The sequence below is a fragment of the Gracilimonas halophila genome, from assembly GCF_042684365.1.
In the GTDB taxonomy this organism is placed as follows: Bacteria; Bacteroidota; Rhodothermia; order Balneolales; family Balneolaceae; genus Gracilimonas; species Gracilimonas halophila.
In genome coordinates this window covers 93,375-106,056 of the sequence record NZ_JBHULI010000022.1, presented here as the reverse complement: position 1 = coordinate 106,056, position 12,682 = coordinate 93,375, and the positions used below count along the sequence as shown (strand labels likewise).

The following is a 12,682-nucleotide window of genomic DNA, read 5'->3' as shown; positions in this document are numbered from 1 at the left end:
TCTCTCTCCGTACTGATCAGTAAAATTCCGGAGAACTTATGTATCCTCATCGGCATAAATAGCATCGATCTGCTCTTTATATTTTTCATTGATCACATTTCGCTTCACCTTCAGTGTAGGAGTTATCTCTCCATCTTCAATGGTAAATTGATCTTCCAGAAGCTTAAACCTTTTTACTTTTTCCCATTTTGAAAGATCAGCATTTACCTTTTCCACTTCTTTTTCAATCCTTTTGATCACATACTCATTTTCAGTGATATTCTCCTCAGGAAATTCATATCCCTTAGTTTTGAATCTCTTCTTCATGTTTTCCCAATTCGGTACGATAAGCGCTCCACAAAATTTATGTTCACTGCCAACCACTACAGCTTGCTCTATGAAGCCACTGTTTACCAAGGCATTCTCTATTGGCTGAGGAGCTACATACTTTCCGGTAGATAATTTGAATAAAGATTTCTTTCGATCCGTCACAAAAAGCCAACCGTCCTCATCCAAATGACCGATATCGCCCGTGTGAAACCAACCTTCGCAGTCGATCGCTTCATCCGTCTTCTCAGGCATTTTGTAATATCCCTTCATGATATAGGGGCCTCTGGCCAAAATTTCGCCATCTTCGGCAATCTTGAGCTCTACATCGGTAATGGCCTTTCCGGAAGATCCGATCCTAAGCTCTCCTTTTGGAGGGCCCGTTAATACAGGTGAGGTTTCTGTAAGACCATATCCCAATCCGCAATAAATTCCGATCCCATTTATAAACCGAGCAATATTTGGTGAAAGTGCGGCTCCCCCTACATTAAATCCAACCATTCGTCCGCCGAATAATTCTCTTATCTTTGCGTACACCAGTTTATCAGCTATTTTCCATTTCCATTTAGCCGGAGGGTTTTCCGGGTCGTACTCTTCTGCCAAATTCACTGCCCAATAGTAAAGTTGTTTTTTAAGTCCGCTCATCTCCTGCCCTTTTACTTTGATACCGGTAACGATCTTCTCAAGCAATCGGGGAACTGTGACCAAGTAGATGGGTTTTACACTGGCAAAGTCATCACGAATATCTTCTACATCTTCGATATAATAAGGAGGGACACCTACATAAGCATATATATAGGATGCTGTCCGCTCAAACATATGGGCCAGTGGTAAGTAGGAAAGTACTTTTGGCGTTTCATAATCATCTGTATCAAATGGGAATATTTCATGTGCTGCCAGCGCGTTACTTGCAATATTATGGTGCGTAAGCATAACCCCTTTTGGCACTCCGGTGGTACCCGATGTATAAATAAGTGTAGCTAAGTCTTCAGGTTCAACCTCATTTCTGAGCTTCTCAAATAAAGCCGGGTCTTCCTCTCCTTTCTTATGTCCCAACTCAAGGATATCATCAAAAGTACGCAGCTTCTTATGATCAGAACCCAGGATCGAAATAATAGCCTTAACACTTTCAACCTCTTTAATAAGAGGCTTTATCTCTGCAAACACCTCATCATTTGAAACAAAATGAACTTTAGATTCTGAATTCTCCAGAATGTACTTGATCTGCTCTCCAGGCTGGGTTGTGTAGATAGGAACTACCGCGGCACCGACAGAAAGAATAGCCTGATCAATAACCAACCACTCTGTTGAATTCTCTGCGTGCAGAGAAACTTTATCTCCTTTCCGGACCCCTAATTCATACAGTCCAAGGGCAAGGTCTCTAACCATTTGTCTAAAGTCATCAATAGAAGTCTCGATCCATTCGCCGTCTCGCTTTACTGCAGAATAGATTCCCGTATGGTTTTTCTCGTAGCCTTGTTCAACAATTGATAAAATAGTGGTCGGTTCGTATTTCATAATATTTTCCTATCATGTTCACGGATATTGAATAAGATACACTTTCATCTTTCATTTGAAAGCGATTCCATACCTTTATTTTAATAACTTAACACCGTTAATCAAATTCAAGTTTTATGTTTGTTGATGATTCATTAAAAGAAAAAGCTAAAATCTACTTCAACTTTGAGCATAAGCACATGGGGCATGCTCTTGGGATAGAATTTGAGCATCTCTCAAAAGATAAAATTGTTGCAAACATGCCGGTGAATGAAAATTCTGTACAGCCATTTGGAGTATTGCATGGTGGAGCCTCAGTTGCATTAGCTGAAACATTGTGCTCAGTCGGTGGATGGTTTTTGCTCGAAGGTATGGACAAAACTGTGGTAGGAGTTGAGATCAATGCCAATCATATCCGGTCGGTGAAAATGGGAGGAAAAGTTACCGGGACCGCTAGGCCTATTAACACCGGGAGAAAGATACAGGTTTGGGAATGCGAAATACGGGATAAACGGGATAAGTTGGTTTGTACTTCGCGTTGTACGCTTGCGGTAGTGAATAGGTAATTTTAAATACAAAATGTTGAATGTTAAATGAGAGAGCTATTTAACATTCAACATTTAAAATTATTCATTTTTTTTAAACTGTATCTCTTTCCATTCGTCAAACAAATGCGCCACTTTGAGTCGCTGATACTTACCGGTGGAGGTTACCGGAAGTTCTTCCCCAAATACAACCACCTTGGGTGACTTTGAAAATGGCAGATGTGCCCGGAAATACTCTAAAATAGCTTCTTCGTCTTGCTCCGCTTCTTCTTTGAGCTGCACATACGCACCGACTTCCTCTCCGTACCAGTCGTTTTCAAATCCCACCGCAATTCCGGCTTTTACACCCGGGGCTTTATTGATCACTTCATCAATTTCCAATGGAGCCAGGTTAATGCCCCCGCGAATGATCAGCTCTTTCAGCCTTCCCGTAATGAAAAAGTAAGGATTACCCTCTTTGTCTTTTTTGATGAAGCCTTCATCCCCGCTTCGAAACCAGCCATTTTTAAATGCTGACTCATTCGCTTCCCTGTTATTGAAGTATCCTTTCATCACATTGACTCCGCGGATGATAATTTCTCCCCTTTCGCATTCCGGCAGGGAATTACCTTGTTCATCCTGAATGTCCATCTCGTTGGCAGAAACCGGGATTCCAATACTTGGATAGCTAAAATCCCGCATCCATTTATTGTGTTCTTTTTTGGGCTGATCTACCGGAATAAAGCAGGAATAGCATGTGGTTTCCGAAAGTCCATATCCATGAATGATGGGAATGCCGAATTTCTCCTCAAAGTTCTGAGCCACTTTCACTGTCAGCGGCCCCGCCCCGCAAATGATATGGCGAAACTGCTTCGATCCGGGAGCATCCTTTCCTTCATAGTAGTTGGTTAGATACTGCAGCAAGGTCGGCACTACACTAACGATATGAACCTGCTCTTCTTCAATGGCTTTGAAAAAACCTCCAGCACTGAACTTCTTATTCAACACCGTGGATCCGCCCACAAAAAACGGCGTGACCATGGTCACCACCGTGCCATTCACATGATGAATGGGTAAAACACACATCATTTTTGTTTGACCATCAATGTTATACCATTGACTGACCGCTCGGGCATCTTCCAGTAGATTACGCTGAGTTAAAACAACTCCTTTGGGGTTCCCGGTGGTACCGGAGGTAAATACGATCAGCGCTTCTGATTCAATATTGATCTTTGCTTCCCGTAGCTCGCCGTCTTGTGTGGAAAAAGAATCAACGGATTCATCACATATAACCACTTCTATGTTGCCAAGCTGTTCATTTTCGCCAATGACAGACTGAATTCGTTCTGCATATTCATCTCTGACCAGTACTAACTTCACTTCTGCGTTTTCCAGAATGTAGGTAATGCGATTATCATCTTCTCCAAGATTTACCGGCACCACCACCAATCCACAAAACCAGGCCGCAAAATAATGCACCACGGTATGCCAGTGGTTATGGGAAATAGTGGCAATTTTATCCCCTGGCTGGAGTCCTTTAGACTGATAAAATCTTGCTGTATTCAACACATACTCATAGAACCCACGATAGGTTATCTCTGTTCTATTCTGACTTTCATCCCTGTAGGTCAGATATACCTTTTCGGTCCCAATACCTCTTTTCAGTAGCTTTCTGAAATCTACATTCAAGTCAGGTAACGATTCAGAAATACTCCTTGCATGACTTATCTTTTCTTCTAAACTATTGAACTCCATTTTACTCTAACTGATTTTACAGATTATAGCAGATGCTCCCAAAAGATTTAAAAAGATATCAAGACCGTAGACTGTATTGCATTAACAGGTGGTCTACTTTACTGTTTAGCAGGCACACGAGGTACAGTCATGATCTCACGCTGTCGGCCATCAATATACCAGACACCAGTCTCATCAAAGAAAGCATCTTCTTCCAGCATAATGCGGATCTCTTTACCCCATTCTTCTATATAGGTGGCCGCATTCAATTCAATGGAATAAGCTGTGTTCAAATGTAGCGGGTAGTCACCATCTCCCGGCACGCCATCCTGGGCATCCCACATTCCTAATGTGGTTCCAGCAGCGTGACCGTGATATCCTAACGGATGAGTATAAATACTCGGCTTCAATCCCTCTTCAATGGCTTGTTCACGAGACATTTTAAGTACTTCATTCCCGGTACGTCCTTCTCTGAAATTGTTGGTAAATATATCCTGTACACGATTTCCATTTTCAAATGCTTTACGGAGATATTCGGGCACTTCTGTTTCACCGGGACGCAGTACATATGCGTGCTGCTGGGTATCTGTATTCAAGCGAAGGTATTTGATCCCGAAATCTACGTGCAGCAAGTCACCGGGAATGATGACATTCTCACCTGGACGACTATCAAAGGTTCTTAGATGATCAAAGGATTCCGGATCAGCTCGCTGAATAGATACACTGGGGTGAAACCATGTGATCAACTTCAGTTCCCTGATCTTCTCCCGATACCACCATACAACATCCTCGGTGGTTGTTACACCCGGTTGTATAACTTTATCCGAGAATCCTTCTGCAATGATATCATGTGCAATCCGGACAATTTGCGGATAGATCTGCATCTCTTTTTGAGTACGTGTTTCAAGCCAGCCTACTGCAAGCTTCTCAGCAGAGACCAAGCGGTTTGCATATTCTTCACCGATCGCAGCTTTCATTTCCTCGTGATCTGTAACAACTAAACCATCGGCATGCCCCCAGATCTCTGAAATATTTATTCCTATCTTTTCAGGGTCTCTTTCTTCTATGACCTCTGCCAGCCTTTTCCACTGATCAGGTTCTGATTCCGGGTCCCATGCTCTTTTAAACATTTCACCCACATCATATCTGGCTACAGCAAGTGTTTCTACTTTCCCATTTCCAAGATTATGCATTACCAAAATTGTTCTACGGCGAGCAGCATGCCATGTAGCAGGTAACAGCGTTTTGATCACAGGGTCTTCATTATATTCCCTTGAAACTACCACCCACATATCAATACCGGTACGTTCCATCAGACCCGGAAGTACATTTTGAACCTTATCTTTAAGCAGATCATCTATAACTTCAGCACGTTCTTTCATAGAAAGGATCTGCGGGTAATTTTGCCCAAAACTGTGAGTATACACTAATAAAAATAACAGAGGGAGAAGTAGAAGCTTTTTCATGTGAGCTGTTTATATATTAAAATTTTGGTCATGAATATGATTAGGAATCTTCAGAGGTGCAAGAGCTTATCAGATAAAGTCAGGAAAAAAAATCCTGCCCCGAAAAAACGGAGCAGGATTTAAATTTAACTCAGATTGTATGAATCCTGTTACATGGATGCCAGATCTCTCAGCGTTTGTGCCAAGGTTCGGACTTTCTCAGATTGTGAAGAAGAACGAGCTTTAGCTTCAATATTGCCGGCTAATTCATTCAACACATTCTTATTACCACGTTCAGCATTGCTGATACCTGCACGTAAAGACGCAATATCTGCATCACTTAATCCTTCATTTCTGTCAAGTTGATCCACATATGCTTTAGCTAAGGCAAAAGTAGTGGGCCATTCGAACTTTGGCTGTCCCTGAGCATTCAGGTAATCCAACTTAACTGTATTTGCAGCATCGATCTCGTTTTGAGTGATATATGGGCTTGGTTCTAATTCAAAAATATCCAACCCACGGGCTATCTCAGAGTTGATGATCAAACCATTGTACCAGTAAACTGACCAGCTTCCACCCATACCCATGCTTGTTGCATCTGTAGGTCCGCGATCATGAAAAGCAATCTCAACAGGGTTAGAGACATCTGTCCAGTCAAACACTGAGATACCTCCCTGATACCAAGACTGAACCATGATCTCACGACCAGGAACAGGAATCAAAGAACCATTGTGAGCCACACAATTTTCTAACTCAGTTTGTGGAGCAGAAAGCTTATAGTAGCTTTGGAATTCCATTTCTCTGTCATCATTAATAGTGAATAAAGCGTTTGCTCCCCACTCATAAGGATCTGTCTCGCGACACTTAGGCTGTCCGCCTCCGCCCCACTCATCCGTAAACAATACTTTTTTACCATCATTGCTGAAGGTAGCAGAGTGCCAGTATGAGAAGTTAGAATCTGCAACTGCATCAACACGTTTTGGATTTACCGGGTCAGTGATATCAAGTAAAAGTCCATAACCTTCACAAGCACCACCCGCCAATCCAATTTCAGGATACAATGTAATATCATGGCACTGGTTAGGGCCTCGTTCTTCAGCGTCATCACCGCCACCAAACATTTGAGCGATCATGTCGGGCAGTTGTTCTCTGAGCGCAGCGCTGTCAGCAGCAGTAGGTTCGCCGGTTTCGTTGCCTCGTTCTTGCATGACGTTACCCATCAACTGACTTACAAAACGATCAGGAAGCACACGTGGTGTTCCTCCAATTTCTACTATAAAAGCTCCACTTTCCTCAGCTTCCCGAACTCTTTCAAGGTCGGCAGGAGCAAGACCGTGAGTTGGAGGAGCTTTGAGGTCTTCAAAAATTCTCGGAGAGCTTGCAATCGCAGCTTCTTCGGGATTATCTAATGGCACCTTAATAACCTCTATTCTGAATAGAGATGAATTTGGATCATCTTCAGGCATTGCATTAACACATTCAGGCATTTCCTCAGCAGGACGTACAGGAGCAGAACCTGACACATAGATGTATACATTTTCATCATCTTCAGGGTCTTTTAATACAGAATGTGTGTGTGAACCGCGACATGTTTGCACATTTGCGATGTACTTGGGTTCTTCAATATTAGTAATATCAAAAATTCGAATACCGCGAAGTCTATCCTTACTTACTGCTGTTTGAACTCCTTCAGTACCACAGTCGAGGCGTCCGCCAAATCCTTCCCCGGAAACAAACATTAAGTTCCCGTAGACAGAAACATCACTTTGTGAGGCCGGGCATAAATAATCGACCACCAATTCCGGAGATCTTGGGTTTGACACATCCCAAACGATCACACCATTATAATTACCCTGAAAAGCATAATTATCTTTGAAAGCAAGGTCTGAATTGGTAACACCTACAAAATTTTCAGGTGGCGGAGTTTGAGAAAGCATATTCAGGTTCCAAATTGCTTCTTCAGCATCAAATAGTCCGGCTTTTAATCCTACCCTGGGATCCGGGCTTGGCGGTGTTACTTCCGTCATTGGCTTAGGCTCAATGGATGGAACTGTTGCTGAGGTATCATCCATCATAGAAGATGAAGAACACCCATAAGCACCCACTGCCAGAGCCAACATAAATAGTATTTTGAATGAGCCGGTAAAAGTAGCCGGGCTCTTAATTGTATCTGATTTCATCATAAATTTTAAGGGTTGGTTTCTGTTAAAATAAAATTTTTAATTTTTTTGGTTACTTGGATGCAGTCATTTCATCCAGCATAAGCTGCATACGTGCAATCTCTGTTTTTTGGTCCACCTGTATATCTGTGGCTAAACGGAAAGCGCCTTCATCCTGAGCTGCCCCATCAGTACTAAAAAGCTTTTCAACCATAGTTACGGCACCTTTATGGTGATCGATCATATATTTTAAATAAAGCCGATCAAACTCCTGGCCTTTGGCTTCTGATAACTCTTTGAGCTGAGCCGGAGATAACATTCCTGCCATGTTGGTATGATCCATTTTCATATGATCATCTCCCAGACCGTGTATCATGAGATTAAGACCTTCAATATGTACTTCGGGAACCGGTTGTTCACGGTCACGAAGCCACTTTTGCATAGATTTGATCTCATCTTTTTGGGCATTTATGATTCGGGCCGCTAAAACTTGAATTTGCGAACCGGCATTATTTTCGGGGGCCAGACGAGACATGATCAATGCTTGAGCATGATGAGCTATCATTCCTGTCATAAACTCAGCGTCAGCTTCTGTGAAGTTCATACGGGCACTGTCTTGCCGGGCCCAAAACAACTCCTCCAACTTATCATCTGCATCCGAAGTCTCTGTTATCTCTTCGCTATTTTGCTCTGTTGCCTTTTGGCTGCTCTTACAAGCCGACAACCCCGCTACTAAACAAAGAATCAATAATAACTTACTTCCTTTAAATAACATGTTACTTTTCAAATCTAAAATATCCATAACGTTTTTGTAATACACCAATCTTGAAATCTTTGATTTTATGATAAGAGCAAATTAAATGAAAAACCATTCCAAATATAACAGATGGTTAAATCACATGCTTGCTACGACTAATTCATGAATTTGTTGTACTTATTTAAAGCCACTTCAGATAACATATCTAAAATTTAACTAATGAAGACTAAACTCTATGTAAATCCTCTCCTCAGTCTTTGTCTTCCAACCAGGAATACGGATAGCTTGAATCATCTAATCGCATTGCATCTTCTGTGACATACATTGGGTGAAAGGTGTCGATCATTACGGCGTATTCATCCGTTTCTTCAGCCCCGATACTGGCTTCAGCTTTCCCGGGTTGAGGTCCGTGTGGAATACCCCCCGGATGCAGTGTGATATCTGCATATCCAATTCCTTCACGACTCATAAAATCCCCTTCCACATAATAGATCATCTCATCGGAGTCCACATTGGAGTGATTGTAAGGTGCCGGAATGGATTCGGGATGATAATCGAATTTACGCGGGCAAAAACTGCACACCACGTAATTGTGCCCTCTGAATGTTTGGTGAACCGGAGGCGGTTGGTGAATGCGTCCCGTAATAGGCTCAAAGTCTTTAATATTGAAAATCCATGGGTAGAGGTAACCGTCCCATCCTACTACATCGCAAGGATGATGATCGAAGGTATAATGATGGAAACGCCCTCCTTTTTTAATACGTACCTCGAACTCCCCTCCTTCCGGGAAGAATAATTGCTCGGATGGTAATCTGAAATCCCGCTCACAAAATGGTGAATTCTCCATAAACTGGCCCATTTCCGATAGATAACGTTTCGGGAAATCGACCGGCCCGGTGGAATCAGCAAAAAGAAAACGACCTTCATCGGTCTCAAAATTCATTTGGTAGGTTGTTCCGCGCGGAAGGAATATGTAATCACCATACCCAAAATCAAGGCGACCAAATACGGATTGAATGTGCCCTTCGCCTTCATGTATGAAGAGCAATTCATCGTGTTCTCCATTTCGGTAGAAATAATCCATGCTGTCGGTAGGGCGGGCTACACCGATCTGAATGTCATTGTTGAACATCAGCACTTTACGGCCTGAAACCGGATCCCCTCCGGCAGGAATATCCTTAGTCTTCAGCAAGCGGTGTCGAAGCATTTTCTCGTCCGCTTTCTTTACTTCATACTTAGCACCTTCCGCGATCTTGATCACCCGGGTTGGCATGTTGTGATGATACAACAGCGAACTATTTCCGTGGAAGCCCTCAGCTCCAAAAAGTTCTTCAGTGTACAATTCGCCATCCGGCCGGCGAAATATGGTATGGCGTTTGTGAGGGATCTTTCCTAATGCGTGATAGTACATATTTTTAAATTTTGAGTTTTAAATGTTAAATGGTTTTGTGGCCATTTAACATTCAACATTTAAGCATTTAAAATTAATCAGAGATTGCCTCTCAGGTCTTGTTCGCGTTCTATAGCTTCGAAAAGGGCTTTAAAATTTCCTTTTCCAAAACCACGGGCGCCTTTACGCTGAATGATCTCATAAAATAAAGTCGGCCGATCAACCACCGGCTTGGTGAATATCTGTAGCAGATATCCTTCATCATCACGATCCACTAAAATTCCCAGGTCTTCAAGTTTATCTACAGGCTCATCGATCTTTCCAACCCGATCTTCCAATTCCTCATAATACGTTGTCGGAACCTTTAGAAATTCTACACCCCGATCACGCAGTTTAGTTACGGTATCGATGATATCTCCGGTAAGCATAGCAACATGTTGCACTCCGGGACCTTCAAAGAAATCAAGGTATTCTTCGATCTGGGATTTTTTCTTCCCATCTGCAGGTTCGTTTATGGGAAATTTGATCATTCCTCGGCCACCGGCCATCACGCGACTCATTAAAGCAGAATATTCTGTAGAAATGTCTTTGTCGTCAAAGCTGATGTATTGAGTAAAACCAAGAACATCCCGATAGAAATCAACCCAGCGTTCCATCTGTCCCAGTTCCACATTTCCAACACAATGATCCACAAACTGAATGCCAACAGATTCTGATTTGACCAAGCTTTCTTTAGGCTGAAATCCGGGCATGAATAAACCATCATAACCGGAACGATCTATAAAAGAGTGGATAACATCCCCGTAGGTTTTGATCGCTGCCCTCCGGATAGTCCCATGTTCGTCTTTCATGTCATACGGTTCCGTAACCGGTTCAGCTCCACGTTTTACGGATTCGTTGAACGCACGATCCACATCCTCCACGTGCATGGCGATATCTTTAACTCCATCTCCGTGCTTATGCACAAATTTTGAGATCGGCGAGCTACTGTTTAACGGAGCCGATATTACAAACCGAATATTTCCCTGCTCCAGATAATACGAAGCCCGGTCCCTTACGCCCGTCTCTAATCCGGAGTAGGCCTTCAGTTCAAACCCAAAGGTGGTAATGTAGTAGTGTGCTGCTTGCTTGGCATTGCTTACATAATGCTCTACATAATCTACATCCTGAAGCCCAAGATGATCATCAAATTTTTCTTCTACGGGTCTTTTGAGGGTGTTTTCCAGTTCAGCCATTTTACTAATCCCTTTAATTTTTTATTCTCACTTAACCACTCAGAGATTTAATTAGATTTAAAGTATCTTCTGAATGATTGTAAATATCGATTTGTTTAATTTACAAAATAAAAAAGCGCTTCCATATGGAGAATCAAGAAAAGTTAAACGAATTTCAAGCTCGCATTGATGCGGGCGAAAAAATTGAACCTAAAGACTGGATGCCGGAACGGTATCGCCAGCAATTAATTAGGATGATGAGTCAGCATGCGCACTCTGAAATTGTGGGTATGCTACCCGAAGGTAACTGGATCGAGCGGGCTCCATCCCTGAAAAGAAAATTAGTGCTTTTGGCCAAGGTTCAGGATGAAGCCGGGCACGGACTTTATTTGTACAGTGCCACGGAAACGCTGGGTATTGAAAGAGATGAGCTCGTAGATCAGTATCTCTATGGCAGTGCCAAGTATTCAAGTATCTTCAATTATCCTACTATGACCTATGCTGACATCTGTGCTATCGGGTGGTTAGTGGATGGGGCTGCAATCGTAAATCAAACCATGCTTGCCCGCTCATCATATGGTCCGTATTCCCGAGCCAATGTCCGTATCTGTAAGGAAGAAAGTTTCCACAAGAAGCAAGGATATGAGATGCTCGCCAAAATGGCTGACGGCACCCCTGAGCAGCAAAAAATGGCTCAGGATTCTGTTAATCGCTGGTGGTGGCCAAGCCTGATGATGTTCGGGCCGCACGATTCTGATTCTCCAAACAGTGCTGAGCTCATTAAATGGCAAGTGAAATTAAAAACCAATGATGAACTGCGTCAGCATTTCGTTGATCGTATGGTAATGGAAGCCGAAGCCATTGGACTTACCCTTCCCGACCCGGATCTGGAATACAACGAAGAAACCGGACATTGGGATTTCGGTGATATCCCCTGGGATGAATTCTGGAATGTGGTAAAAGGTAACGGCATCATGAATCGCGAGCGAATGAAAGCAAGAAGAGCTGCCCATGAAAATGGCGAATGGGTTCGCGAAGCGGCTAATGCATACGCTCGAAAGAAAAAATTACAGCAAGAAAAAGCATCGTGACGATCCTCCCTGCAAGACGCAGCGAGCTGCACTTGCTGTCCCTCCGAAGGGACACAGGTTCTAGCCAATGGCTAATATCTTGATTTCATGAACAGAATATGAATTAACAAGAACCTGTCTCTCTTTGGAGAGAGACCGATTTCAGCTTTGCTGGAAATCAGAGAGAGGAAAGTGTTGGATACGAAATCAAATTCATAAATCGACAAAACATTCATGACAGATAACAATAAAGACAACTGGCCTCTCTGGGAGGTTTTCACACAACCGAAATCAGGAAAGCCCCACGAACATGCCGGAAGCCTTCACGCTGCCGACAAGGAAATGGCTTTGCAGAATGCGAGAGATACCTATGCCCGCAGAAATGAGGGCGTGAGCCTTTGGGTGGTAGAATCAAAACATATCACTGCTTCTACTCCGGAAGATATGGGTCCGTTCTTTGATCCTGCTAATGACAAGCCGTACCGGCACCCGCAGTTTTACAGTGTACCAAGAGCCGTTAAGAAGAGGTCTTAGTTATTGGTTAATGGTTATTCGTGATTGGGATCAACACTAATAATCATTACAC

The 12,682-nt window shown here is 42.9% G+C and carries 10 protein-coding genes; 3 read left to right on the top strand and 7 right to left on the bottom strand.

The annotated features are described in order from the left end of the window. Positions 1-36: 36 nt before the first annotated feature. Positions 37-1,824: an AMP-dependent synthetase/ligase gene (locus ACFSVN_RS05535; protein WP_390299798.1), complete on the bottom strand. Its 1,788-nt coding sequence runs from the start codon at positions 1,822-1,824 to the stop codon at positions 37-39. Between the two features lie 179 nt (positions 1,825-2,003). On the opposite strand from ACFSVN_RS05535, the gene ACFSVN_RS05530 reads away from it, so the two are divergent. After that, a complete protein-coding gene (locus ACFSVN_RS05530) occupies positions 2,004-2,369 on the top strand; it encodes a hotdog fold thioesterase (protein WP_390300156.1) in 366 nt (121 codons plus the stop codon). Positions 2,370-2,429: 60 nt separating this feature from the next. On the opposite strand, the gene ACFSVN_RS05525 is transcribed toward ACFSVN_RS05530, so the two are convergent. The 6 genes from ACFSVN_RS05525 to hppD all read right to left on the bottom strand — a co-directional run bounded on the left by ACFSVN_RS05525 (position 2,430) and on the right by hppD (position 11,047). Next, positions 2,430-4,082: a class I adenylate-forming enzyme family protein gene (locus ACFSVN_RS05525; protein ID WP_390299795.1), complete on the bottom strand. Its 1,653-nt coding sequence runs from the start codon at positions 4,080-4,082 to the stop codon at positions 2,430-2,432. Between the two features lie 98 nt (positions 4,083-4,180). Then, positions 4,181-5,527 (bottom strand): M24 family metallopeptidase, encoded by a 1,347-nt coding sequence (locus ACFSVN_RS05520; protein ID WP_390299792.1) that lies wholly within the window; start codon positions 5,525-5,527, stop codon positions 4,181-4,183. 149 nt (positions 5,528-5,676) lie between these two features. Beyond that, a complete protein-coding gene (locus tag ACFSVN_RS05515) occupies positions 5,677-7,689 on the bottom strand; it encodes an LVIVD repeat-containing protein (RefSeq protein ID WP_390299789.1) in 2,013 nt (670 codons plus the stop codon). Between the two features lie 49 nt (positions 7,690-7,738). Then, positions 7,739-8,467 (bottom strand): DUF305 domain-containing protein, encoded by a 729-nt coding sequence (locus ACFSVN_RS05510; RefSeq protein ID WP_390299786.1) that lies wholly within the window; start codon positions 8,465-8,467, stop codon positions 7,739-7,741. A 205-nt stretch (positions 8,468-8,672) separates the two neighbouring features. Next, complete coding sequence (locus ACFSVN_RS05505; protein ID WP_390299783.1) at positions 8,673-9,833, bottom strand: homogentisate 1,2-dioxygenase; 1,161 nt, start codon at positions 9,831-9,833, stop codon at positions 8,673-8,675. Positions 9,834-9,910: 77 nt separating this feature from the next. Beyond that, on the bottom strand, positions 9,911-11,047 hold the full coding sequence (gene hppD / locus ACFSVN_RS05500; protein ID WP_390299780.1) for a 4-hydroxyphenylpyruvate dioxygenase: 1,137 nt from the start codon (positions 11,045-11,047) through the stop codon (positions 9,911-9,913). Between the two features lie 125 nt (positions 11,048-11,172). Between hppD and paaA the strand changes: the two genes are divergently transcribed. After that, positions 11,173-12,117: a 1,2-phenylacetyl-CoA epoxidase subunit PaaA gene (gene paaA, locus ACFSVN_RS05495; protein WP_390299777.1), complete on the top strand. Its 945-nt coding sequence runs from the start codon at positions 11,173-11,175 to the stop codon at positions 12,115-12,117. Between the two features lie 213 nt (positions 12,118-12,330). Continuing rightward, positions 12,331-12,630, top strand: coding sequence for a 1,2-phenylacetyl-CoA epoxidase subunit PaaB (gene paaB, locus ACFSVN_RS05490; protein WP_390299774.1), 300 nt, complete (start codon positions 12,331-12,333; stop codon positions 12,628-12,630). The last annotated feature ends 52 nt before the right edge of the window (positions 12,631-12,682 follow it).

What these genes read in the sequence shown, in the direction of transcription:
- ACFSVN_RS05535 (WP_390299798.1), bottom strand. Translation starts at nt 1,824, where the DNA reads ATGAAATACGAACCGACCACTATTTTATCAATTGTTGAACAAGGCTAC.
- ACFSVN_RS05530 (WP_390300156.1), top strand. Translation starts at nt 2,004, where the DNA reads ATGGGGCATGCTCTTGGGATAGAATTTGAGCATCTCTCAAAAGATAAA.
- ACFSVN_RS05525 (WP_390299795.1), bottom strand. Translation starts at nt 4,082, where the DNA reads ATGGAGTTCAATAGTTTAGAAGAAAAGATAAGTCATGCAAGGAGTATT.
- ACFSVN_RS05520 (WP_390299792.1), bottom strand. Translation starts at nt 5,527, where the DNA reads ATGAAAAAGCTTCTACTTCTCCCTCTGTTATTTTTATTAGTGTATACT.
- ACFSVN_RS05515 (WP_390299789.1), bottom strand. Translation starts at nt 7,689, where the DNA reads ATGATGAAATCAGATACAATTAAGAGCCCGGCTACTTTTACCGGCTCA.
- ACFSVN_RS05510 (WP_390299786.1), bottom strand. Translation starts at nt 8,467, where the DNA reads ATGGATATTTTAGATTTGAAAAGTAACATGTTATTTAAAGGAAGTAAG.
- ACFSVN_RS05505 (WP_390299783.1), bottom strand. Translation starts at nt 9,833, where the DNA reads ATGTACTATCACGCATTAGGAAAGATCCCTCACAAACGCCATACCATA.
- hppD (WP_390299780.1), bottom strand. Translation starts at nt 11,047, where the DNA reads ATGGCTGAACTGGAAAACACCCTCAAAAGACCCGTAGAAGAAAAATTT.
- paaA (WP_390299777.1), top strand. Translation starts at nt 11,173, where the DNA reads ATGGAGAATCAAGAAAAGTTAAACGAATTTCAAGCTCGCATTGATGCG.
- paaB (WP_390299774.1), top strand. Translation starts at nt 12,331, where the DNA reads ATGACAGATAACAATAAAGACAACTGGCCTCTCTGGGAGGTTTTCACA.